Source organism: Olleya sp. KJ81-1, assembly GCF_055808135.1.
In genome coordinates this window covers 2620452-2644200 of record NZ_CM147854.1, presented here as the reverse complement: position 1 = coordinate 2644200, position 23749 = coordinate 2620452, and the positions used below count along the sequence as shown (strand labels likewise).

22 protein-coding genes, 1 tRNA gene and 1 pseudogene are annotated in these 23749 nt (G+C 34.4%); 5 read left to right on the top strand and 19 right to left on the bottom strand.

Annotated features, from left to right (window positions below):
- Window positions 1-23: 23 nt before the first annotated feature.
- The 15 genes and pseudogenes from AC0L3M_RS12480 to mce form a co-directional block, all read right to left on the bottom strand.
- A complete protein-coding gene (locus tag AC0L3M_RS12480; protein WP_473430972.1) occupies window positions 24-1085 on the bottom strand; it encodes a M20 family metallo-hydrolase in 1062 nt (353 codons plus the stop codon).
- Window positions 1082-1858, bottom strand: coding sequence for an acetylglutamate kinase (gene argB, locus AC0L3M_RS12475; RefSeq protein ID WP_473430971.1), 777 nt, complete (start codon window positions 1856-1858; stop codon window positions 1082-1084). Before argB ends, AC0L3M_RS12480 begins: the two co-directional genes overlap by 4 nt.
- Before the next feature lie 332 nt (window positions 1859-2190).
- A pseudogene (locus tag AC0L3M_RS12470) lies at window positions 2191-3125 on the bottom strand (Rossmann-fold NAD(P)-binding domain-containing protein).
- A gap of 406 nt (window positions 3126-3531) precedes the next feature.
- Window positions 3532-4662, bottom strand: a complete 1131-nt coding sequence (locus tag AC0L3M_RS12465; RefSeq protein ID WP_473430970.1) for an aspartate aminotransferase family protein — start codon at window positions 4660-4662, stop codon at window positions 3532-3534.
- The gene (gene proC, locus AC0L3M_RS12460) at window positions 4659-5459 is read right to left on the bottom strand and encodes a pyrroline-5-carboxylate reductase (RefSeq protein ID WP_473430969.1); all 801 of its coding nucleotides are present in this window, start codon (window positions 5457-5459) and stop codon (window positions 4659-4661) included. Before proC ends, AC0L3M_RS12465 begins: the two co-directional genes overlap by 4 nt.
- Before the next feature lie 317 nt (window positions 5460-5776).
- Window positions 5777-6760 (bottom strand): N-acetyl-gamma-glutamyl-phosphate reductase, encoded by a 984-nt coding sequence (gene argC / locus AC0L3M_RS12455; protein ID WP_473430968.1) that lies wholly within the window; start codon window positions 6758-6760, stop codon window positions 5777-5779.
- A gap of 122 nt (window positions 6761-6882) precedes the next feature.
- Window positions 6883-8064, bottom strand: coding sequence for an argininosuccinate synthase (locus tag AC0L3M_RS12450; RefSeq protein WP_473430967.1), 1182 nt, complete (start codon window positions 8062-8064; stop codon window positions 6883-6885).
- Complete coding sequence (locus AC0L3M_RS12445; protein WP_473430966.1) at window positions 8057-8695, bottom strand: GNAT family N-acetyltransferase; 639 nt, start codon at window positions 8693-8695, stop codon at window positions 8057-8059. Before AC0L3M_RS12445 ends, AC0L3M_RS12450 begins: the two co-directional genes overlap by 8 nt.
- 400 nt (window positions 8696-9095) lie before the next feature.
- Complete coding sequence (ilvA, locus tag AC0L3M_RS12440; protein ID WP_473430965.1) at window positions 9096-10364, bottom strand: threonine ammonia-lyase IlvA; 1269 nt, start codon at window positions 10362-10364, stop codon at window positions 9096-9098.
- A 95-nt stretch (window positions 10365-10459) separates the two neighbouring features.
- Window positions 10460-11962: a ketol-acid reductoisomerase gene (gene ilvC, locus AC0L3M_RS12435; RefSeq protein ID WP_473430964.1), complete on the bottom strand. Its 1503-nt coding sequence runs from the start codon at window positions 11960-11962 to the stop codon at window positions 10460-10462.
- A 22-nt stretch (window positions 11963-11984) separates the two neighbouring features.
- Entirely contained in the window at window positions 11985-12515 is a 531-nt protein-coding gene (gene ilvN, locus AC0L3M_RS12430; RefSeq protein WP_028288914.1) for an acetolactate synthase small subunit, read from the bottom strand.
- A gap of 1 nt (window position 12516) precedes the next feature.
- Window positions 12517-14250, bottom strand: a complete 1734-nt coding sequence (ilvB, locus tag AC0L3M_RS12425) for a biosynthetic-type acetolactate synthase large subunit (protein WP_473430963.1) — start codon at window positions 14248-14250, stop codon at window positions 12517-12519.
- A 32-nt stretch (window positions 14251-14282) separates the two neighbouring features.
- Window positions 14283-15959 carry a dihydroxy-acid dehydratase gene (gene ilvD, locus AC0L3M_RS12420; RefSeq protein WP_473430962.1) on the bottom strand — a complete coding sequence of 559 codons (1677 nt, stop codon included), beginning with the start codon at window positions 15957-15959 and terminating at the stop codon, window positions 14283-14285.
- A 255-nt stretch (window positions 15960-16214) separates the two neighbouring features.
- A tRNA-Ile gene (locus AC0L3M_RS12415) sits at window positions 16215-16291 on the bottom strand.
- Window positions 16292-16347: 56 nt separating this feature from the next.
- A complete protein-coding gene (mce, locus tag AC0L3M_RS12410; RefSeq protein WP_473430961.1) occupies window positions 16348-16749 on the bottom strand; it encodes a methylmalonyl-CoA epimerase in 402 nt (133 codons plus the stop codon).
- Between the two features lie 72 nt (window positions 16750-16821).
- Here mce and rbfA point away from each other — a divergent pair, with 72 nt between their 5' ends.
- Both rbfA and AC0L3M_RS12400 read left to right on the top strand, forming a co-directional pair.
- On the top strand, window positions 16822-17226 hold the full coding sequence (gene rbfA, locus AC0L3M_RS12405; protein WP_473432510.1) for a 30S ribosome-binding factor RbfA: 405 nt from the start codon (window positions 16822-16824) through the stop codon (window positions 17224-17226).
- A complete protein-coding gene (locus AC0L3M_RS12400) occupies window positions 17227-18432 on the top strand; it encodes an ABC transporter permease (RefSeq protein ID WP_292948250.1) in 1206 nt (401 codons plus the stop codon).
- A 138-nt stretch (window positions 18433-18570) separates the two neighbouring features.
- On the opposite strand, the gene dusB is transcribed toward AC0L3M_RS12400, so the two are convergent.
- The gene (gene dusB, locus AC0L3M_RS12395; RefSeq protein ID WP_473430960.1) at window positions 18571-19566 is read right to left on the bottom strand and encodes a tRNA dihydrouridine synthase DusB; all 996 of its coding nucleotides are present in this window, start codon (window positions 19564-19566) and stop codon (window positions 18571-18573) included.
- A gap of 70 nt (window positions 19567-19636) precedes the next feature.
- Here dusB and AC0L3M_RS12390 point away from each other — a divergent pair, with 70 nt between their 5' ends.
- The 3 genes from AC0L3M_RS12390 (at window position 19637) to AC0L3M_RS12380 (ending at window position 22091) form a co-directional block, all read left to right on the top strand.
- Window positions 19637-20386, top strand: coding sequence for a prolipoprotein diacylglyceryl transferase (locus tag AC0L3M_RS12390; protein WP_473430959.1), 750 nt, complete (start codon window positions 19637-19639; stop codon window positions 20384-20386).
- A gap of 95 nt (window positions 20387-20481) precedes the next feature.
- Complete coding sequence (locus AC0L3M_RS12385) at window positions 20482-21873, top strand: radical SAM protein (protein WP_473430958.1); 1392 nt, start codon at window positions 20482-20484, stop codon at window positions 21871-21873.
- Between the two features lie 2 nt (window positions 21874-21875).
- Entirely contained in the window at window positions 21876-22091 is a 216-nt protein-coding gene (locus tag AC0L3M_RS12380; protein ID WP_292948244.1) for a hypothetical protein, read from the top strand.
- Here AC0L3M_RS12380 and AC0L3M_RS12375 read toward each other — a convergent pair.
- From AC0L3M_RS12375 to AC0L3M_RS12365, 3 genes are all read right to left on the bottom strand, one after another.
- Window positions 22062-22406 carry a DUF4345 domain-containing protein gene (locus AC0L3M_RS12375; protein ID WP_473430957.1) on the bottom strand — a complete coding sequence of 115 codons (345 nt, stop codon included), beginning with the start codon at window positions 22404-22406 and terminating at the stop codon, window positions 22062-22064. The genes AC0L3M_RS12380 and AC0L3M_RS12375 overlap by 30 nt on opposite strands.
- Before the next feature lie 70 nt (window positions 22407-22476).
- Window positions 22477-23322, bottom strand: a complete 846-nt coding sequence (locus tag AC0L3M_RS12370; RefSeq protein ID WP_473430956.1) for a M28 family peptidase — start codon at window positions 23320-23322, stop codon at window positions 22477-22479.
- Window positions 23276-23701 carry a hypothetical protein gene (locus tag AC0L3M_RS12365; protein ID WP_473430955.1) on the bottom strand — a complete coding sequence of 142 codons (426 nt, stop codon included), beginning with the start codon at window positions 23699-23701 and terminating at the stop codon, window positions 23276-23278. The genes AC0L3M_RS12370 and AC0L3M_RS12365 overlap by 47 nt, the downstream gene beginning before the upstream one ends.
- Window positions 23702-23749 lie beyond the last annotated feature (48 nt).

Below are 23749 nucleotides of genomic sequence, written 5' to 3'. Positions count from 1 at the left end.
TTCGCAATGACGTTTCGCTTTTGCTACAGTACTTTTTCTAATAATTCAATATATATTTTAATCCCTTCTTCAATCTCTTTTAAGTAAATAAACTCGTCAGCAGAATGTGATCGCGTGCTATCTCCAGGCCCTAATTTTAAAGATGGACAACTCAACACCGCTTGATCTGATAAGGTTGGCGAACCATAGGTGCTTCTTCCAATTTCTATTCCTGCAATTACCAATGGATGCTCGATTGGAATGGATGACGAATTTAATTTTATACCTCTAGGAATAATACTATCGCAAGGCGCTTCCTTTTGTAAAATATCGACAATATCTTGGTTAGAATATTTATCGTTTACACGGACATCAACCACCAATTTCACATCCGCAGGAACTGCATTATGCTGCTTTCCTGCGTTGATTTGTGTAACGGTCAACTTTACCTCTCCCAAAGCTTCCGACGTCTTATCAAACGTGTAATTTTTAAACCATTCTAATACCGGAATTGATTTATAAATCGCATTATCGTGATTTGGATGCGCAGCGTGACTTGGCGTTCCTTTTACGATTGCATCAAACACAACTAAGCCTTTTTCGGCAACAGCCAAATTCATTAAAGTCGGCTCTCCAACAATAGCAACATCCACTTTTGGAATGACCGACAACATACTATTTAACCCATTTTCTCCGCTGCTTTCCTCTTCTGCGGAAGCGACAATTACTAGATTATAATTTAGGTCTTTTTTATCATAGAAATAAGCAAACGTTGCCAACAAACTCACCAAACAACCTCCAGCATCATTACTGCCTAAACCATATAATTTTCCGTCTTCAACAATAGCTTTAAATGGATCTTTAGTGTAACCATTATTAGGTTTTACCGTATCATGATGCGAGTTTAGCAATAGCGTTGGTTTGCTCTCGTCAAAATGCTTATTGGTTGCCCAAACATTATGATTGGTTCTTTTAAAAGGGATACCTTGTTGCCCAAACCAATGCTCGATATGCGCTGCTGTTGGACCTTCTTCCGAAGAAAACGACTGCGTTTCTATCAATTGTTTTAATAAAGCAATTGCTCTTGTTGTTAGTTTTTCTATCATTTTGAAATGGTTGTGTGTGTATTATTTTTATCGAAAAGCATTTCTGATTTACCAATACAAACTTTTTGAACTTGATTATTTACAGCATGAAAACAGTTATTTAATTTTGGCAACATGCCTTCATAAATAATACCGTTTTCAATTAACGGTTGATAGGTTTTTGTGTTGATGTTTTGGATAACAGAATCCTCATTATTTACATCTTCTAAAACACCATTTTTTTCGAAGCAATAATATAATTCAGTTTTATATTTTGTTGCGAAACCAATTGCTAATTCGGAAGCAATCGTATCTGCATTTGTGTTTAATAATTGCCCGTTTTTATCATGTGTAATTGCGCAAAACACAGGTGTAATCGTATTGTTTAAAAGAATCTCTAACGTTTCTATATTTACTTGTTTGACGTCTCCTGCAAACCCATAATCGATAGGCTTTGATGGTCTTAAATCCGAAACTATTGTGTTACCATCCGCTCCTGAAAAACCAATAGCATTACAATTATTGGCTTGTAATTGTGCGACTATAGTTTTATTGATTTTTCCAGCATATACCATTGTAATAATATCTAAAGTCACTTTGTCGGTTACGCGTCTTCCGTCAATCATTTTAACCTCAACTTGCATTTGTTGTGCTAATTTGGTTGCTAATTTTCCACCTCCATGTATTAAGATTTTAGGAGTATCTATAGTCGCGAATGCTTTTAGGAACTGCTGTAAAGCGTTATCATCATCGATGATGTTTCCTCCTATTTTTATGATTTTTAGTGTTTTCATGCTTATTCTTCTCTTGATGTGATACTGAAATTAATTCAGTATGACGTGACGGGTTAACATCAATTTGTTACTTACTTTAAATCTTCAGTCGTCAAGCTGAACTTGTTTCAGCTTCTCATTATTAGCTTCTTGTGTGATGCTGAAATTAATTCAGCATGACGTAATGGGTTAACATTAACCTGTTACTTACTTTAAATCTTTAGTCGTCAAGCTGAACTTGTTTCAGATTCTTATTATTAGCTTCTTGTGTGATACCGAAATTAATTCAGTATTACTATGTAATCTATTTCAATTAAAAGATTACTTCAATCGTTCCTCATTCGTAATGACGTTTACAATTTCTCCAAAATCTGTTTCAATACAATTTGCGCAGCAAAAGTTCTATTATTAGCTTGTTTAATTACAACAGACTGCTCACTATCCAAAACCGCATCTTCCACAACCACGTTACGTCTTACAGGCAAACAATGCATAAATTTTGCATGACCCAACTTCGCTTTTGTCATCATCCAATTCTTGTCTTGACTCAGTACTTTTCCGTAGTCTTTATAATTACTCCAGTTTTTAACATATACAAAATCGGCATCTTTCAAAGCCTCTTCCTGATTGTGATTTATTGGTGTGTTTTTCGTGATTACTTCGCTTAATTCATAACCTTCAGGATGCGTAATGGTTAAATCTACATCCATATTTTGCATCATTTCTACAAACGAATTCGCAACCGCTTGTGGCAATGCTTTTGGATGTGGTGCCCAAGACAATACTACTTTAGGTTTCGTTTTTTTAGATAATTCGGTAATCGTAATTGCATCAGCCAACGCTTGTAAAGGATGCGCTGTTGCACTTTCCATATTTATAATTGGCACTGTTGCGTATTTTACAAAGTTGTTCATCACAAACTCACTTTCATCCTTTGTCTTATCTGTTAAACTTGGGAATGCTCTCACAGCAATCACATCTCCATATTGCGAAATTACCTGCGCTGCTTCTTTAATGTGTTCCGATGTGTTTGTATTCATAATTGTACCATCTTCAAATTCTAAGTTCCAAGCGTCGTTTAAGTTTAAAATCATCACGTCCATTCCTAAGTTTTTCGCAGCTTTTTCTGTGCTTAATCGCGTTCTTAAACTGGAATTAAAAAACAGCATGACTAATGTTTTATGTTTTCCTAAATCTTCGAATTTAAAAGGATTTTTTTTAGTAAAATAGCGTCCTTTATGGTTTCTTGAAGATTTGATATATCTTTTATTTTTGTGTATTTTTTCATGTATTTATTATTCTCGTCTCGCTGAATGTGTTTTAATTTCTCACTGTTATGTGATTCTGAAACTAGTTCAGAATGACGTTACGTTTTTAATTGTCTTTTTACAACCTTTTAATATTCAATAAAACTCATATTTTAAAGTAACTTCCCTCAAGTATTCACCACTCTCGTCAAGCTGAATTTATTTCAGCTTCTCATTACTATCAGTTTCCCAATATTATGTGATTCTGAAACTAGTTCAGAATGACGTTACGTTTTTAATTGTCTTTTTACAACCTTTTAATATTCAATAAAACTCATATTTTAAAGTAACTACTCTCAAATATTCACAACTCTCGTCAAGCTGAATTTATTTCAGCTTCTCATTATTATGCGATTCTGAAACCAGTTCAGAATGACGTTGCTCAAGCTAGCCTTGTAACTCACTTTTTAAAGCCTCAAAAAACAAATCGATATGTTCTTTCTTTATCGTTAAAGGCGGAAGAATCCGTAATAAATTCGGGTTCTTAGCACTTCCTGTAAATATTTTATGATCGAAAATCAACTTTTTACGAAGATCTGCAATTGGAAAATCAAATTCCAATCCCAACATCAAACCACGTCCTTTTATGTTTTTTATAGCTGAAATTTCTTTCGCTTTTTCCATGAAATAAGCCGAAATCTCATTAGCATTTTGCATCAAATTCTCTTCTTTAATTACTTCCAAAACAGTAGAAGATGCAGCACATGCCAAGTGATTTCCTCCAAAAGTGGTTCCTAACAAACCAAAAGAGGCTTTAATATTTGGATGAATCAAAATCCCACCAATCGGAAAACCATTTCCCATACCTTTGGCAATCGATATAATATCAGGCGTCACATTATATTTCTGAAACGCGAAGAAATCTCCAGTTCTCCCAAAACCAGATTGCACCTCATCCGCAATAAAACAGGTGTTGTATTTTTTACACAATGCATCAATGCCTTCATAGAAAGTTGCAGTGCTTTCATCTAAACCTCCAACTCCCTGAATACATTCTATAATTACTGCACAAACATCGTTTTTAACCAATGCTTTTTCCACACCTGCTAAGTCTCCTAATTCTAGAATTTCAACCTCTTGCTGCGCATTAATTGGCGCAATAATCTTCGCGTTATCTGTTGCTGCAACTGCTGCAGAAGTACGACCATGGAAGCCATTTTTAAAAGCAATCACTTTTTTCTTTCCATTATGGAAGGATGCCAACTTTAAAGCATTCTCGTTAGCTTCTGCTCCAGAATTACACAAAAACAACTCATATTCTTTACAACCTGATAATTGCTCTAATTTATTGGCTAATTGCACTTGTAATGGATTCTGAATCGAGTTACTATAAAACCCTAATTTGGCAACTTGATCAGAAATGGCAGCCACATATTTTGGGTGCGAATGTCCAATAGAAATCACAGCATGTCCACCATATAAATCTAAATATTTGGTGTTATTTTCATCAAAAACAAAGACATCTACAGCCTTTACAGGTGTGATATCAAATAATGGATAGACGTTAAATAAACTCATATCTGCTCTTCTTTTATGGTATTAATTTTGTTAAACGAGGCAACCATACCTTGTATTAATGACGAACTCAATCCTTTGTGTTCCATCTCATTCAAACCTTCAATTGTACACCCTTTTGGAGTCGTTACTCTGTCTATTTCCTCTTCCGGATGATTCCCATTGGTAATCAATAAACTTGCTGCACCCTCACTGGTATACATCGCTAATTCTTGTGCTTCTTTTGCATCAAAACCTAACTGAATAGCAGCTTGAGTTGTAGCTCTAATTAAACGCATCCAAAACGCCACACCACTTGCGCAAACCACAGTAGCAGCTTGCATTTGACTTTCCGGAATACTTAACGAATGTCCTAAACGGTTAAAAATAGCCTCAGCAATTTTAATGCGTTTTGCGCCTTGCTCATTACTACACAAACACGTCATGGATTTACCAACTGCAATTGCTGTATTTGGCATCGCACGAATAATAAATTTATCTGCACCAACTTGCGCTTCAATCTTAGGAATTAGAAAACCTGTAATGGTCGAAATCAAGACGTGCTTCTCTGTTAATTCGGGCTTAATATCATTTAATATTTGCTCAAAATGCGCTGGTTGCACTGCAAAAATTATAATATCAGATTGTTTTACAGCTTCGGTATTATCCGTTGTTAAATGCACATTTTTATAACCATCAAACTCTTGAATCTCATCCAAATTCCGTTTGGTTAAATACAAACTAGTAATCGCATTGTTGGTAATCAAACCTTTTGCGATAGACTTTCCTAAGTTTCCTGTTCCTATAATTGCTATTTTCATTTGTTTGATTTTTTGTCATTACGAAAGAAGAATGACTGAAGTAATCTCATTAAACAGATTGCTTAAGGTTTACTTCGTTCACTCGTAAAGCTCGCAATGACTATTATCTTTTTAATTAAACGTTCTTTTTACTAAGACCTTTCGACTGCGCTCAAGGTGACCTCTTTTTGTTATTTGGGCGTTACCACAAGGGTCGCGTTTTCCGTTATATCTTTTTTGCCTTGTTCTCGATACAAATTTGCTCATGCTTCACAAATTCACTCGAACTGACGTCAAAAAAGGATGCCACTTCAACCGCTAACGCAGCTGCAGTACTTTTAAAAATAAGTTGCTTTCAATTTTAAACCTTCTGTTTCATCAAAACCAAACATTAAATTCATGTTTTGAACAGCTTGTCCCGAAGCGCCTTTTAATAAATTATCAATAATGCTAGTGACCAATAATTTGTCTTCATGTTTATGCAAATGAAGCATACACTTATTGGTATTTACTACTTGTTTTAAGTGAATCTCCTCATCCGAAACCACAGTAAAAGCAGCATCTTTATAAAACGCGTTATACAATGCTTTTGCGTCTTCCAAGCTTCCTTTAAACTTAGTGTACATAGTTGCAAAAATTCCTCTAGAAAAATCACCACGATTTGGCATAAAGTTAATTTCCGAATTAAAGTCTGACTGTAGCAGTTTCACAGATTGATTAATCTCTCCTAAATGTTGATGCGTAAAAGCCTTATAATGCGAAAAGTTATTATCTCGCCACGTAAAATGTGTGGTTGCCGATAAAGATGTTCCTGCGCCTGTCGCTCCTGTAACCGCATTAATATGTACATCGTTTTGCAATACCTCAGCTTCAGCTAAAGGCAATAAAGCCAACTGAATAGCAGATGCAAAACACCCTGGATTTGCAATATAATTCGTTTTTTTAATCACTTCTTTATTTAATTCTGGTAAACCATAAACAAACGTTTTACCTTCAAAAATGGCGTCTTTAGTTAACCTGAAATCATTACTTAAATCAATAATTTTAGTTTCAGCAGAAAATGAATTGCTCTCTAAAAATACTTTAGAATTTCCGTGACCTAAACACAAAAACAACACCTCTACTTCTGAGTTAACTTGACTTGAAAACTCTAAATCTGTACTGCCAATTAAATCTTGGTGTACTTTAGATATTTTGTTACCAGCATTTGACGTACTGTAAATAAAATTGATGTTTGCTTTTGGATGATTTAACAACAATCTAATAAGTTCTCCAGCTGTATAACCTGCTCCTCCAATGATTCCTATTTCTAATTTTTTCATATTGATTCTTTTACTTTACCATTCTTCGCTTAACACTTCGACTGCGCTCAGTGTGACACAAAACAATAATTTGCTTTAATTATCATTTTTGAGATACTGAAACACATTCAGTATGACTAAAATCAAGAGTTTACTTGCTGATAAATTTTATTTTGGTTGCCAACTATTTTGATAAACCCTTTAGCTTCATCTGCAGTCCAACCTTTATTTTCTTCGCCATAACTTCCAAACTTTGCATTCATTAAATCATGCTTAGAGTTAATTCCGTCTACGGTAAAATGATATGGTTTTAAGGTCACAAAAACATCTCCCGACACTTTGTCTTGGCTGCTTTGCAAAAAGGCTTCCATATCTCGCATTACAGGATCTAAATATTGTCCTTCATGCAAATGCATTCCGTAGAAATTTGACATATAATCCTTGTGTTGTAATTGCCATTTGGTCAACGTATGCTTTTCTAATAAATGATGTGCTTTTATAATAACCAAAGCACCTGCAGCTTCAAAACCAACACGCCCTTTTATACCAACAATAGTATCTCCAACATGTATATCTCTTCCAATTGCGTGCGCAGACGCTAGATTGTTTAATACTTCAATATTAACTTCTGGTGCATTTTTAATTCCGTTTACAGCAATCAATTCTCCTTTTAAAAAAGTTAGTGTCAATTTTTCATCCTCTGCATGTTTTAATTGCGAAGGATAAGCACTTTCGGGTAATGGTTTTTCTGATGTTAATGTTTCTTCTCCACCAACACTGGTTCCCCAAAGTCCTTTATTAACAGAGTATTTTGCCTTTTCCCAAGAAGCTTCGATACCGTTTTCTTTTAAGTAATCAATTTCTTGTTGTCTGCTTAAACTTCCGTCTCTAATTGGCGTGATGATTTTAATATGTGGTGCCAACGTTTGAAAAATCATATCAAAACGCACTTGATCGTTTCCTGCTCCTGTGCTTCCGTGTGCGATATATTCCGCATCAATACTTTTTGCATATTCGATAATTTCGATAGCTTGAATAATACGTTCTGCACTTACAGATAAAGGATAGGTATTGTTCTTCAAAACATTTCCGAAGATTAAATACTTAATCACTTTATCATAATACGATGCAATTGCGTCAATATTTTTATAGGTTGATACACCCATTTTATAAGCATTAGCTTCGATAGTTTTAATTTCTTCATCAGAAAAACCACCCGTATTTACGCTTACCGCGTGCACATCGTAACCCGCTTTACTTAAACTTACTGCGCAATAGGATGTGTCTAATCCACCACTATATGCTATGACTAATTTTTTACTCATCTTTCTTTTCTTTTTTTAAGAACATGGATTGCTTAATATTTTTCAATCTAGTCCATACTTTTTTATCATAATTATGATTGTGTGTTGTTTTAATTGTTTTTGAATCTTCTTTTGAAGGATCATACAACATCCCTGTACACAAACACATTTTTTGTTCTGTTCTGGTTAAAACATCAAAGTTTTTGCAGGTTTGACAACCATTCCAAAAAGATTGATCGTCTGTTAATTCGGAAAACGTAACCGGTTTATAACCTAAGTCGCTATTCATTTTCATAACCGCTAAACCTGTAGTAATACTAAATACTTTAGCATCTGGAAACTTGGTTCTAGAATGCACAAATATTTTCTGTTTGATCTGTTTAGCTAAGCCAATGTTTCTAAAATCTGGATGTACAATTAATCCAGAATTAGCTACAAATTTGCCATGACCCCATTGTTCGATATAACAAAATCCAGCAAATTTATCGTCCTCTAAAGCGATAACAGCATTGCCATTTTCCATTTTGGTAATGATGTATTCTGGCTTGCGTTTTGCAATCCCAGTGCCTCTAACTTGAGCAGCATCAGCAATAGTGTTACAAATAATATCTGCGTAAATACTATGCGATTTATTAGCAATAACAATTTCCATTGTAATTGAATTTTAAATTAAAAAATGTAATAATTTTTGTTTTTGAAAGCAGAACCGGACTCACCTTAGTTCTATAAATAGAAGTACACCCTAAGGGCGACGACGAAAAATTGGACGTAGGATTGTCCTGTTATTATTTCTAATAACTGTATTAAAAAAAGAAACTATTTGTATTGAATTGTTCACTGTTTGAAAAAAATAAAAACTATTAACTAAAAGCTTGAAGTATGCGTATTAGCGACGTCGTCTGCGTAATAGCAAACTTGTGGGTCTTTCGTTTTTATTTAGTAATGTAAACATGATACAAACGTATAATTTAATTTGATACAAAAGTTGATTTTGTTTCATTTTTGATGAATTTTTACGAATTTGAGAGTATTTACGGTCATAATTATCAAAATCACACTAAAAACTGAAATAAATCTGGTTTATCATTTAGATAATCACCATAAAAATTATAGCGTTTCATTTTAGTAATTAATGGCTCTAAATCGTTTGGAGATTTTAACTCAATTCCAACTACAGCAACATCGTTTTCTCGGTTTGCTTTTTTAGTGTATTCAAAATGAGTAATATCATCTGTATCGCCTAAAATATCAACAACAAAATCTCTTAATGCTCCGGAGCGTTGCGGAAACTTAACAATAAAATAGTGCTTTAAATCGGCATGCAATAATGCACGCTCTTTAATTTCGGCAGTACGCGTGATATCGTTATTACTTCCGCTAATAACACAAACTATATTTTTACCTTTAATTTCTTCTTTAAAATACTCTAAAGCAGATAAACTTAAAACTCCCGCAGGCTCTGCTACAATAGCTTCTTTATTGTATAAATCCAAAATGGTTTGACAAATCTTACCTTCATCTACGGTAACCACACGATGTAGCGTCTCTTTACAAATGGCGAAATTTAAATCGCCAACGCGTTTAACTGCAGCACCATCAACAAAGCTATCAATCTCTTCTAGTTCCGTATTTTTATTATTTCTTATTGACGTTAACATCGAAGGTGCACCTTTTGGCTCCACACCTATAATTTTTGTTTGCGGTGATAATAACTTAAAAACAGACGATAACCCTGAAGACAAACCACCTCCACCAATAGGTACGAAAACATAATCTATTGGATGAGACTCCGTTTGATCTATAATTTCTAGACCAACCGTTGCTTGACCTTCAATTACTTTTTTATCGTTAAATGGATGAATAAACGCTTTATTTAAACGTTCGCAATCCTCCATTGCTGCATGATACGCATCATCAAACGTATCGCCAATTAAAACGACTTCAATATACTCTTCGCCAAACATTTTAACCTGTTCCACCTTTTGATTTGGTGTTGGAGAAGGCATAAAAATAGTTCCTTTTATTTTTAATAATTTACAAGACAACGCCACACCTTGCGCATGGTTTCCTGCACTTGCACATACAATTCCTTTTTCTGCTTCTGCTTCAGTTAAAGACGACATTTTATTGTAAGCGCCTCTAATTTTATAGGAACGTACTTGCTGCAAGTCTTCGCGTTTAAACATGATATTTGCTTCAAATTGCTTTGAATATCGCATGTTTGAAATTAAAGGCGTTACGGTTGCAACGCCTCTTAATTTTTCGGCAGCAGCCTCAACAGCTTCTAAAGTGGGCCTGTATGTTGTTTTGGTTTCCTCCATGTTTGATGATATCCTAAATCAAGTTCAGGATGACAGTATTTTATTTTGTAAATGAAACACTTCGACTGCGCTCAGTGTGACAAGCTAATTAGCTATTATGCTAAAACTGATGCTTCCGTCTTAACATCCGATTTTATAATCTTCATTGCTGTCATTGCAGCTCTTAATCGATTTCCGACTGCTTCGATTGGATGATTTCTAATCGCATCGTTTACTGCTATTAATTCGATATTATCAACCCCTGTTGTTGCAGAAAATGATTTACCAATTATATCTGTTTCAACCGTATTCATAAAATCGGTTAATAACGGTTTGCAAGCGTGGTCAAATAAATAACAACCATATTCTGCCGTATCAGAAATGACCCTGTTCATTTCAAATAATTTTTTTCTAGCAATTGTATTCGCTATTAATGGTAACTCGTGAAGTGACTCGTAATACGCAGAATCTTCAATAATACCTGCACTTACCATAGTTTCGTAAGCTAATTCTACACCAGACTTTACAAATGCTACTAATAACGTACCGTGATCAAAATACTCTTGTTCAGGAATATGATCCGTTGTTAATGCTGTTTTCTCAAAAGCAGTTTCGCCAGTTGCCGCTCTCCATTTTAAAAGGTTTACATCATCATTTGCCCAATCTTCCATCATGGTTTTAGAGAAGTGACCTGAGATAATATCGTCCATATGCTTTTCGAATAACGGACGCATGATATCTTTTAATTCTTCAGACAATTGGTATGCTTTAATTTTTGCTGGATTGGATAAACGATCCATCATATTTGTAATTCCACCATGTTTTAAGGCTTCAGTAATCGTTTCCCAACCAAACTGAATTAATTTTCCAGCATAACTAGGCTCAATACCTTCTGCCACCATTTTATCGAATGACAAAATTGCTCCTGTTTGAAGTAAACCACATAAAATAGTTTGCTCTCCCATTAAATCACTTTTTACCTCAGCAACAAAAGACGATTCTAACACTCCTGCACGATGACCACCAGTTGCAGCTGCATAAGCTTTTGCCTGAGCCCAACCTTTATTTTCTGGATCGTTTTCTGGATGTACAGCAATAAGTGTTGGCACACCAAAACCACGTTTATACTCTTCTCTAACTTCGGTTCCTGGACATTTTGGAGCAACCATAATTACAGTTATATCTTCTCTTACTTTAGTGCCTTCTTCTACAATATTAAATCCGTGAGAATAACTTAGCGTAGCACCTTTTTTCATTAAAGGCATCACTGCTTTTACCACGTTTGTATGTTGCTTATCTGGCGTTAAATTCAAAACTAAATCTGCAGTAGGAATTAACTCGTCATAAGTCCCAACAGTAAATCCGTTAGAATTTGCGTTTTTAAAAGACTCGCGTTGCTCGTCAATTGCTACTTGCCTTAATGTGTATGAAATATCTAAACCAGAATCTCTCATGTTTAATCCTTGGTTTAAACCTTGTGCGCCACAACCAACAATTACAATTTTTTTGCCTTTTAATGCATTAACACCATCTTCAAACTCTGAAGCATCCATGAATCTACATTTACCTAATTGATCTAATTGGTTTCTTAATGATAATGTGTTGAAATAATTTGACATTGTCTTTTATTTTAATTGTTGGTTATGCTTGAAAAGCTTCTAGCATTGTTGATATTTTCATTTCGTCTTTTGTAACAGCAATACGTCCTGAGCGTGTAAATTGCATGATTCCAAAAGCACTTAATTCTCGATATAATAATTCTATTTCTTCTTTACGTCCTGATTTTTCAATAACAAAAAAGTCACGATTTACAGTTACAATTCTAGCGTTGCTTTCTTTAATTATATTCTGAATTTGTCGCTCCTCAAACAATAAATCAGATTTCATTTTAAAAATGCAAGACTCTTGATAGATGGTATCTTCATCTGTATGAAAATAAGCCTTAATAACTTCGACTTGTTTTTCAATTTGACCAATTATTTTTTTCATTTGGTCTTCGGTAATATTAACAACAATTGTAAATTTTGAAACGCCTTCAATTTCTGAAACCGAAGAATTTATGCTTTCAATATTTATATGTCTGCGCTGAAATATTGCCGAAATACGATTTAATAATCCTATATTATTTTCGGTGTAAACCGAAACAGTGTATATGTTGTTTTCTGCTTCCATATTATTCTAATCTTACGTCTGAAACTGATGCTCCTGTAGGTATCATTGGAAAAACATTGTCTTCCTTTTCTACACAAACTTCTAAAAAGTATGGTCCATCTGTGTTTATCATTTTAGCAACTGCATCCTTTAAATCTTCACGCTTTGTTACTTTTTGGGCTTCAATAAAATAGCCTTTTGCAATAGCTACAAAATCTGGATTTATCATTTCTGTAGACGCATAACGTTTATCGAAAAATAACTGTTGCCATTGGCGAACCATACCTAAAAACTCATTGTTTAAAACCACAATTTTTACTGGTACTTTTTGCTGAAAAATAGTACCCAATTCTTGAATGGTCATTTGATAACCACCATCACCAGAAATTGAAATTACCTCACGTTCTGGAGCTGCCATTTTTGCTCCAATTGCAGCAGGTAAACCAAAGCCCATTGTACCTAATCCACCAGAAGTGATATTGCTTCTTGTTTTATTAAAATTGGCATAACGACAAGCTATCATTTGGTGTTGACCAACGTCTGTTACAATAGCTGCATCACCTTTAGTTTGTGAATTAATTTCTTTTAAAACTTCACCCATTGTTAAACCTTCTTTTGTAGGATGGATGTCGTTTTTTATTACTTTCTCATATTCAATAGCATATAAATCTTTAAACTTTTGATGCCATTCTGGATGTGTTTTTTCTTCTAAAAGCGGAAGTAAAGCTGTTAAACTTTCTTTTGCATCACCTAAAACTGCCACATCTGTTTTTACATTTTTATCAATTTCGGCTGGATCAATTTCAAAATGAATCACTTTTGCCTGTTTCGCATAAGTTGCCAAATTACCAGTAACACGATCGTCAAAACGCATACCGATTGCTATTAGAAGGTCGCAGTCGTTAGTTAAAACATTTGGTGCATAATTACCATGCATACCAACCATACCAATATTTAAAGGATGAGATGTTGGAATTGCTCCTGCACCTAAAATGGTCCAAGCAGATGGGATTCCTGCTTTTTCTACTACAGCTTTAAATTCGGCTTCAGCCTGACCTAAAGACACGCCTTGACCCCAAACAATCATTGGTTTTTTTGCAGCATTAATTAATTTTGCAGCAGCTTTTACCGAAGTCTGGTCTAATTTTGGAATCGGAATATAACTTCTGACCCCTTTACATTTTTCGTATTTAAAATCGAACTCTTCAAACTGAGCATCTTTTGTTATATCAATTAAAACAGGACCTGGACGACCACTTTTAGCAATATAAAAGGCTTTGGCCATAACTTCAGGAATATCTGAAGCTTTAGTAATTTGGCAATTCCATTTTGTAACTGGAGTAGATATGCCAACAATATCTGTTTCCTGAAAAGCATCACTACCTAATAAATGCGAAGCCACTTGACCTGTAATACAGACCATTGGAGTGCTATCTATTTGCGCATCTGCAATACCTGTAATTAAGTTAGTTGCTCCTGGTCCCGACGTTGCAATTGCGACACCAACTTTACCAGAAATACGTGCATAACCTTGAGCAGAATGGGTTGCACCTTGCTCATGACGTGTTAACACATGATGAATTTTATCTTGATACTTATAAAGCTCGTCATAAACTGGCATGATTGCTCCACCAGGATATCCATAAAGGATATCAACCCCTTCGGCTAACAAACATTTTATAATAGCTTCACTACCAGAAATACGTTCTGTATTTTGCGTTGTGTTTGTTTCTTTTTCTATTGTTTTTGTATCCATATTAATCTTGTTAGGATCATTATATTTCTTGTTTAAAACTCGTCAGTAACACATCCTTTTGATGCAGACGATACGGTTTTAGCATATTTATATAATACACCACGTTTAAACTTTAAATCTGGTGCTTTCCATGATTGTCTTCTTTTTTGTAATTCCTCTTCAGACACTTCCAAAATAATACTGTTTGTTTCAGCATCAATAGTAATCATATCACCATCTTTTACAAATGCAATAGTCCCACCTTCTTGCGCTTCTGGCGTAATGTGTCCAACAACAAAACCATGTGTACCTCCAGAGAAACGACCATCTGTAATTAGTGCGACATCTTTACCTAAACCTGCTCCCATAATTGCTGCAGTTGGCTTTAACATTTCTGGCATTCCTGGACCTCCTTTTGGACCTTCGTAACGAATTACGACAACATCTCCTTTTTCTACTAATCCATCTCTTATACCATCATTGGCAGCATATTCGCCTTCAAATACTTTTGCTTTACCAATAAAACTTAACCCTTCTTTTCCTGTAATTTTAGCCACACTTCCTTCGGTTGCTAGATTACCATAAAGCATACGTAAGTGTCCCGAAATTTTAATTGGTTTTTCAATTGGCTTTATCACATCTTGACCTTCTTTTAGATCTTCAACATCCAATAAATTCTCTGCAATTGTTTTTCCTGTAACCGTTAAACAATCTCCATGAATTAAGCCTTTCTTTAAAAGGTATTTTAACACTGCAGGAATTCCGCCAACAGCGTGTACATCTTCCATTAGGTATTTTCCGCTAGGTTTTAAGTCGGCTAAAAATGGTGTATTGTCGCTTATATCTTGAAAATCTTTTAATGTGAAATCTATATCTGCTGCTCTTGCAATTGCTAAAAAGTGAAGTACAGCATTTGTAGAGCCTCCTAAAATTGTGACTAATCTAACCGCATTTTCAAGAGATTTACGTGTAATAATATCCGATGGCTTAATGTCTTTTTCTAATAACACACGCATGGCTTCACCAGCTTTAACAGACTCTTCTTTTTTGGCATCACTTAATGCTGGGTTTGAAGAATTAAATGGTAAAGTCATCCCTAAAGCTTCAATAGCCGAAGCCATAGTATTTGCGGTATACATACCACCACAAGCTCCTGCTCCTGGACATGCTTTTTCGACTATATTTTGATATTCTGTTTCTTCCATGGTTCCAGCAACTTTGCTTCCCCAAGCTTCAAAAGCAGAAACGACGTCTAATTTTTTTCCGTTATGACAACCAGAATCAATGGTACCACCATAAACCAAAATGGATGGACGGTTTAGCCTAATCATAGCAATTAAAGCTCCTGGCATATTTTTATCGCATCCAACAACTGTAATCAAACCATCATAACTCATGGCTTGCACAACGGTTTCCATAGAATCTGCAATAATATCACGAGATGGTAATGAATAACGCATGCCTGGCGTACCCATAGAAATACCATCACTTACACCAATAGTATTAAAAATAAGACCAATAATATCCTCGTTTTTAGTCCCTTCTTTTGCCAATTTTGCCAAATCATTTAAATGCATATTACAAGGGTTACCTTCGTAACCTGTGCTTGCAATACCAATAATTGGCTTAAAAAAATCTTCTTTTGTTAATCCAATAGCGTGCAACATAGCTTGAGCAGCGGGTTGCGTTGGATCTTGAGTGACTGTTTTACTGTATTTGTTTAATTCCATTTATGGTCGACTTCTATTTAAATATTAATCTAAATTAGAGTTTTGACCTTTTATGGTTAGTCTGTTTTTAAAAGACAGACTAAAGTCAGGTCGTAAAAATATAATATAAATTATTGATAATCAATATTTTAAGTTTAAAATATTATGACACCCAAGGTGCTTAATTTTATTTAAATACTTTTAAAAAGTGGGTTTAGAGATTTAGGGAAGTAATGAAAACAAAAAAACCGATTCAAATTAATGAATCGGTTTTGATGGTGGTCCCACCTGGGCTCGAACCAGGGACTTTCTGATTATGAGTCAGATACTCTAACCAGCTGAGTTATAGGACCCGAAATCGGATTGCAATATTACTACTTATTTTAAAGTCTTGCAAGACTTTTTTTAATTACTTAATCTCTTGACATAACTCTATTAATACACCATTGGACGATTTTGGATGTAAAAAAGCAACTAACTTATTGTCTGCTCCCTTTTTAAGTGTTTCATTTAAGACAATAAAACCTTCAGATTTTAATCTTAAAATTTCTGCTTTTATATCATCTACAGCAAAAGCTATGTGATGTATACCTTCACCTTTTTTCTCTAAAAACTTTGCAATTGGGCTATCTGACTTTGTTGCTTCCAATAACTCTATCTTATTGGGTCCAACTTCAAAAAAAGAGGTATTAACCCCTTCACTTTCTACCGTTTCAATTTTATAGTGTGGCTTGCCAAAAAGTTTAGCAAAAAGCGCATTAGATTCCTGTAAATTTTTGACTGCTATACCAATATGTTCTATTTTTTCCATTAATTATATAATTTAGGGTATAATAATTGCTTAATTATGGCTTAAAAGTAATATATTATTGTAATAACAACTATTTTTGCAACATGGAAGAAAGTCAAAGACAAAAAAATAGCCTCGGTTTTACAACGTGATTTAGTAGATATCCTTCAAGGTGCTGCTACACAAGGTGGAATGCGTGGTATAATTATATCTGTATCTAAGGTTAGAGTAACTGCAGATTTAACAGACGCTAAGGTTTATTTAAGCATATTCCCGAATGATAAAGCTAAAGAGCTTTTAGAAGGAATTAGAGCTAACAAACCTATGATTAGACATGAATTGGCACAACGTACCAAAAACCAATTACGCAGAATGCCTGTATTAGAGTTTTACGTTGACGACAGTTTAGAGCATATCGATAAAATTGAAAAATCTTTAAAAGGGGATGAAAATCCAATACAAAACCCAGATTTATTAGATAAACGTAGCAAAGGTTAATTGAATTTTTCATTATACATAGCAAAACGCTACATACGCAGTAAAAGCAGTAATAATGCCATTAACTTTATTACAATAATAGCTATTGTAGGTATCGTTTTAGGTGCAGCTTCACTGTTTATCGTACTATCTGGTTTTGCTGGATTAAGAGATTTTACGCTAGAATTTTCAAGTATTATAGATCCTGATTTAAAAGCAGAAACCAATATTGGTAAATCATTTACTCTAGATGAAAGCCAGAACCAACAATTGCTTGCTATAGATGGTGTTGCTAACTTTTCTAAAATAATAGAAGAACGTATTATCGCGTCTTCAGATGGTAATAACCATCCTGCTTATATAAAAGGGGTTGACCAAAATTATAACAAAATAACAGCCATAGACTCTGTAATACCTTACGGTAATTGGTTATATCAAGATACACCACAAATAGTTGTTGGTTGGGCAATATCTAACAGATTATCCGTATTTGTAAACGATTATAGTAAGACCGTTACACTATCTGTTCCAAAACCTGGAAAAGGTCAGATTACCTCTCAAAATCAAGCAATAAATCAAGTCAATACTATTAATGTTGGTATCTATGATATTAACGAAGAACTTAATAATAAATACATTTTTGCTTCAATTGAAACTGCTCGTCAATTATTAAATTACCAACCAAACCAAATTACCAGTCTAGAGTTTAAATTGACTGACAATGCTAACCAAGAAACAGTTATAACCAACATTAAACGCATTTTAGGTAAAAACATTATTATAAAAAATAAGGACCAACTAAACGATGCGATATACAAAATGCTAAATACAGAGAATTTAGCAGTCTATTTAATTTTTACATTAGTACTTATAATTGCCTTATTTAACGTCATAGGTTCTATTATAATGATGATTTTAGACAAAAAGAAAACCTTAAGTACCCTATACAATATAGGAGCAACAGTAAAAGACATAAGAAACATCTTTTTTTATCAAGGCATTTTAATGACTATTATTGGTGGGTTTTTAGGATTAGTAATAGGCTACATAGTTGTTCAATTACAAGCTAGTTTTGACTTAATAATGATTACACCAAGCTTACCTTATCCAGTTGCAATACACTTTAAAAACTTTGTAATAGTCATGCTAACTATTTCAATTTTAGGGATAATAGCTTCAAAAATAGCAGCCTCACGTATTACACGCGATTTAGTTAAGACTAATTAAAATTTGGGCAAGCTGCCTTAACAGGCAAACAGGCTCGCGCAACTCGCTCTCTTCGAGGAGCTCAGACAAATTGCTTCATCCTTCTTGCGCTTACTGTTGTATATAGTTGGCGCTTTGCTTAACAAAGTATTAGCCTGATTATTCTGTAAATTGAAAATCTGCAAACATTTCTAAAACCTCATCAAAAGCAGCAAATACATCTACAGATGCATCACTAGTAACCATTTTCATTCGGTGTTCTTTAAAATGCGGAATCCCTTTAAAGTAATTTGTATAATGACGTCTGGTTTCAAAAACACCAAGTGTTTCTCCTTTCCAGTCAATAGACATTTGTAAGTGTCTGCGTGCAGCATCCACACGCTCTTGCATGGTAATTGGTCTGTAATGTTCTCCGGTTTCAAAAAAGTGCTTAACCTGCTTAAAAAACCATGGATTACCAATAGTTGCACGACCAATCATACAGCCATCTAAACCATATTGGTCACGCATTTCCATTGCACGTTCTGGTGTAGTCACATCTCCATTTCCAAAAACAGGAATATGCATACGCGGATTATTTTTTACTTGTGCAATAGGTTTCCAGTCAGCTTCACCTTTATACATTTGCGCTCTAGTACGACCATGTATTGCAATAGCTTTACAGCCTACATCTTGAAGTCGTTCGGCAACCTCAACAATTCTAATAGAATCATGATCCCAACCTAAACGTGTTTTTACGGTTATTGGGATGTTAGTGCGTTTAACCATTTCGGCTGTTAGTTGTTCCATTAGGCAAACATCTTTTAAGATTCCTGCTCCTGCACCTTTACTAACAACTTTTTTAACAGGACACCCAAAATTGATATCAATAATATCAGGTTTTGACTCGGCAACAATATCAATGGTTTGTAACATACTATCCAAATTAGCTCCAAAGATTTGGATACCAACGGGACGTTCTTTTTCGTAAATATCTAATTTCATAACGCTTTTTGCTGCGTTACGTATTAAACCTTCGCTACTTACAAACTCTGTATATACCACATCTGCGCCTTGCTCTTTACACAATGCTCTAAATGGTGGATCTGACACATCTTCCATTGGTGCTAACAACAACGGGAAGTCTGGAAGTTCTATATTACCTATTTTTACCACAATACAATTTTGGTGCAAAATTAGTGTTTTTTAGGTAATTGTGTATATTTAACTAATAATCTATCTTTATTTGGACCTACCATTCAACCTTGAGCTTTTTGGCTTTAATGTAAACATCCACCTTGTTTTAGAATATCTAGCATTTTTTATAGCGTATCGCTATTATGTGTTTTTAAGAAAACGCAGTACTGATGTTATTAATAGCAATAATAGATTATCCATTATTTTAGGTGCAGCTTTGGGTGCTTTAATTGGCTCTAGATTGGTTGGGTTTTTAGAAAACCCTTTAATTGAATTATCCGCAAGCAACCTAATCCAATTATTTAATACCAAAACTATAATGGGTGGCTTGTTTGGTGGCTTACTTGGCGTGGAATTGGCAAAAAAAATAATTGGCGAAAAGCAATCTTCTGGAGACCTATTTGTCTTCCCTATAATTTTAGGAATCTTTATTGGTCGTATTGGTTGTTTTTTATCTGGTATTAACGAGTTTACTTATGGTAAAGTAACTACTTCTGCATTAGGAATGGATTTAGGTGATGGCATGCTACGCCATCCCACGTCTTTATATGAACTTGTCTTTTTAACCATATTATTTATTGCTTTAAAAACAATACACAAAACCTTCCGATTAAAAAATGGTGATTTATTCAAGCTTTTTATGCTAAGTTATTTTGGTTTTAGATTTTGTATCGAGTTTTTAAAACCTAATGTATTTTATACTTTTGGTTTAAGTAGTATCCAAATATTATGTGTAATTTGTTGGATGTATTACAGCAAATTTATTGCTAGTCTTTTACTTGGCAAACACGCGCGTTAGCGATAGAAACGGTATCCTTTTTTGAGGTACGAGAAAAAGATTTAGTGGATAGCGCGACCCTTGTGGTAACGCCCAAACAACTTAAAAAACAGAAAATGCCAGTTAGAAATTATACCTATTACGATTTTACTTTAAGCCTGTGTCCTGAGTGTTTAAAACGTGTGGATGCCAAAATTGTTTTTGAAAACGAGAATGTTTACATGTTAAAGCGTTGTAAGGAACATGGTAATAGTAAGGTTTTAATTGCTGACGATATTGAGTATTATAAAAACATCCGTAACTACAATAAACCTAGCGAAACGCCCTATACTTTTAACACCAAAACGGATTACGGTTGTCCTTACGATTGTGGTTTGTGTCCTGACCACGAGCAGCACAGTTGCCTGACTGTTGTTGAGGTAACGGATCGCTGTAATTTGACTTGTCCGACGTGTTATGCAGGCTCGTCACCAACATACGGTAGACATCGTACTTTAGACGAAGTTAAAGCCATGCTGGACACTATTGTTAGAAATGAAAAGGAGCCTGATGTGGTGCAAATATCTGGTGGAGAGCCAACCATACATCCTCAGTTTTGGGAAATTATGGACTATGCCAAAACGTTACCAATTAGGCATTTAATGCTGAATACTAATGGGATTAAAATTGCTAAAGATTTCGCTTTCGCGGAAAGATTAAAAACCTACGCTCCGGATTTTGAAATTTATTTACAATTTGATTCGTTTGAAAACAGCGTATTGCGCGAGCTTCGTGGTGCAGATTTAAATGATATCCGTAAACAAGCTATCGAAAATCTTAATAAACTAAACCTATCCACCACTTTAGTAGTAACCCTACAAAAAGGCTTAAATGATGGTGAGATTGGTAAAATTATTGATTACGCTTTAAAACAAAAATGTGTTAGAGGTGTAACATTACAACCAACACAAATTGCAGGACGTTTGGATAATTTTAATCCAGAAACGGATAGAATGACTATTACTGAAGTACGACGAAAAATAATGGAACAAACCACTATATTTAATGCTGACGACTTGCTTCCTGTACCTTGTAATCCAGATGCTTTGGTAATGGGTTACGCACTTAAATTAGGAGACGAAGTGTTTCCGTTAACGCGTTATATTAATCCAAACGATTTATTAGACAACAGTAAAAACACTATTATTTACGAGCAAGATGAAGCACTGCAAGGTAAAATGGTGGAGTTATTTAGTACAGGAAACTCGGTTGAAGTCGCGGAAGAAAATCTAAAATCCATCATGTGTTGCTTACCAAATATTGATGCTCCAGAATTAGGGTATGACAACTTATTTAGAGTCATTATCATGCAATTTATAGATGCTTATAACTTTGATGTTAGAGCCATAAAAAAATCGTGTGTGCATATTGTGGATAAAGACAATAAAATTATCCCTTTTGAAACCATGAATTTGTTTTATCGCGATGATAAAAAAGCCCGATTAGAAGCACTTAGAAACGAGATATAATTATGATATCATTACTTATTGAAGCTACAGGAGGAGGAGGAAATTATGACGGAATAGTCTTATTTTTTGCTGCTATCATGTTTGGACCAGCTATTTTATTAGCTATTATTGGTTTGGCGTTACTTAAAAAAAACAAAAAAGCAGCTAAAGTATTATTTATACTAGCTGCTGTTTATGTAATTGTTAGTTTAGGTATTTGTGGTAGTATGATGGCTTAGTAATACCCACAATCCATAAAACCCTAAAAATAACTCTGCAATAGTCCCAAATTTATAGCCAAAAGTTGGAACACCGTCTAAAGTTACACTTAGTAATCTTCCAAAACCTAAGCCTAGCATAAAAATCATATTGGTCACTAATGCTATTTTTAGATAATTGGCTTTAAATACTCCCAAAATCCAAAGTATAGAAAACCCTAAATACAGACCCATAATGGCTTTAAAAAAATTATGCTCGTCAATGGTGTTTAAATGAATATCGAACTGAGAGCTTGGATTAAAACCATAAAAAAAGACACCGGAACAACAATACATACTGATATGATTAAGTGTATTTTTGTTATTATGTCCTGGTTGGTGATTTTCATGGATTAATTAAGAAGCTTTAAAATTGTATTACAGCATCAACCATTGTGCCTTGTCTGTCTACTGTTATATTTGTTTTATCACCTTCTTTAAAAGTTGCTAATACCTTCATGTAACTCATCATATCAAAAACTGTACTATCGCCAAGTTTAACAACAATATCACCTTTTTGAAGGTTCGCTTTTTGTGCTGGTCTATCTTCGCTTATACCATCAATACGCATGCCTTTTCCGTCAAATAAATAATCTGGTATTACACCAAGTCCTACTTTAAAACGTGGTACTTCATCGCTTTCGTTTTTAGTTTTTCTAAAGGGTAGTTTCCCGTTGTTATCTAAATCTGTTATGATTTCAAAAATATAATTAGAAATGATTTGCATACCATTAAAATGTAAACGCTCTGTATCGTCTGATGGTTTGTGGTAATCTTCATGCTGACCTGTAAAAAAGTGCAAAACAGGAATGTCAGAATTATAAAAACTAGTATGATCACTTGGTCCAACACCAGACTCTTTTTGCACTAATTTAAAACGGTTATTGTGTGCTTGTAACGTCTGTTTAAAAATGGGTGACGTACCAACACCATAAACAGCCAATGTACTATCTGCTTTTAAACGACCAACCATATCCATGTTAATCATATAATTGGCTTTTTTGTTGTCGATTGTTGGATTTTTTGTGTAATAATTAGACCCTAATAAGCCCATTTCTTCGCCAGAAAATGTGATAAATAAATAGTTATTATTTGTGTTTTTAGCCTTTAACTTTTGTGCTAAATTTAGTAGCACTGCTACTCCACTTGCGTTATCATCTGCTCCATTATGTATTTCTTTTTTCGCCTCTAAATAAACTCCCTTCTGCTCCATAACCTAGGTGGTCATAATGTGCGCCAATAATTACAGTGTTATCGGCTTTGTTATCAATAAAACCAAGCACGTTTGTACCAGTAATTGTACTGTCACCATCTTTTACATTATACTTTACTTCTTGATGTGGATCTGTTTTTGGTTTAAAAGAAAACGCCTGAAAATAACCATCGGTTCCTTTTGGTGTTAAGCCTAAATTTTTAAAACGCTCTGCAATATATTTTGCAGCTTTTTGCTCGCCATTTGTACCTGTTTGACGACCTTCCAAAGCATCGTCAGCTAAAAACTGAACATCCTCTTGAATGGTAATTTCTTTTAAAATTTCGTGTTTGCATGAGGTGAAAACAAGTAAAAAAACAAGTAGTTTTATTAATTTCATGATAAGAAGTATTAATTTTACTCAAAATTAGGCAATTAAAGCCATTTA

What these genes read in the sequence shown, in the direction of transcription:
- AC0L3M_RS12480 (WP_473430972.1), bottom strand. Translation starts at nt 1,085, where the DNA reads ATGATAGAAAAACTAACAACAAGAGCAATTGCTTTATTAAAACAATTG.
- argB (WP_473430971.1), bottom strand. Translation starts at nt 1,858, where the DNA reads ATGAAAACACTAAAAATCATAAAAATAGGAGGAAACATCATCGATGAT.
- AC0L3M_RS12465 (WP_473430970.1), bottom strand. Translation starts at nt 4,662, where the DNA reads ATGAGTTTATTTAACGTCTATCCATTATTTGATATCACACCTGTAAAG.
- proC (WP_473430969.1), bottom strand. Translation starts at nt 5,459, where the DNA reads ATGAAAATAGCAATTATAGGAACAGGAAACTTAGGAAAGTCTATCGCA.
- argC (WP_473430968.1), bottom strand. Translation starts at nt 6,760, where the DNA reads ATGAAAAAATTAGAAATAGGAATCATTGGAGGAGCAGGTTATACAGCT.
- AC0L3M_RS12450 (WP_473430967.1), bottom strand. Translation starts at nt 8,064, where the DNA reads ATGAGTAAAAAATTAGTCATAGCATATAGTGGTGGATTAGACACATCC.
- AC0L3M_RS12445 (WP_473430966.1), bottom strand. Translation starts at nt 8,695, where the DNA reads ATGGAAATTGTTATTGCTAATAAATCGCATAGTATTTACGCAGATATT.
- ilvA (WP_473430965.1), bottom strand. Translation starts at nt 10,364, where the DNA reads ATGGAGGAAACCAAAACAACATACAGGCCCACTTTAGAAGCTGTTGAG.
- ilvC (WP_473430964.1), bottom strand. Translation starts at nt 11,962, where the DNA reads ATGTCAAATTATTTCAACACATTATCATTAAGAAACCAATTAGATCAA.
- ilvN (WP_028288914.1), bottom strand. Translation starts at nt 12,515, where the DNA reads ATGGAAGCAGAAAACAACATATACACTGTTTCGGTTTACACCGAAAAT.
- ilvB (WP_473430963.1), bottom strand. Translation starts at nt 14,250, where the DNA reads ATGGATACAAAAACAATAGAAAAAGAAACAAACACAACGCAAAATACA.
- ilvD (WP_473430962.1), bottom strand. Translation starts at nt 15,959, where the DNA reads ATGGAATTAAACAAATACAGTAAAACAGTCACTCAAGATCCAACGCAA.
- mce (WP_473430961.1), bottom strand. Translation starts at nt 16,749, where the DNA reads ATGGAAAAAATAGAACATATTGGTATAGCAGTCAAAAATTTACAGGAA.
- AC0L3M_RS12385 (WP_473430958.1), top strand. Translation starts at nt 20,482, where the DNA reads ATGCCAGTTAGAAATTATACCTATTACGATTTTACTTTAAGCCTGTGT.
- AC0L3M_RS12380 (WP_292948244.1), top strand. Translation starts at nt 21,876, where the DNA reads ATGATATCATTACTTATTGAAGCTACAGGAGGAGGAGGAAATTATGAC.
- AC0L3M_RS12375 (WP_473430957.1), bottom strand. Translation starts at nt 22,406, where the DNA reads ATGTATTGTTGTTCCGGTGTCTTTTTTTATGGTTTTAATCCAAGCTCT.
- AC0L3M_RS12370 (WP_473430956.1), bottom strand. Translation starts at nt 23,322, where the DNA reads ATGGAGCAGAAGGGAGTTTATTTAGAGGCGAAAAAAGAAATACATAAT.
- AC0L3M_RS12365 (WP_473430955.1), bottom strand. Translation starts at nt 23,701, where the DNA reads ATGAAATTAATAAAACTACTTGTTTTTTTACTTGTTTTCACCTCATGC.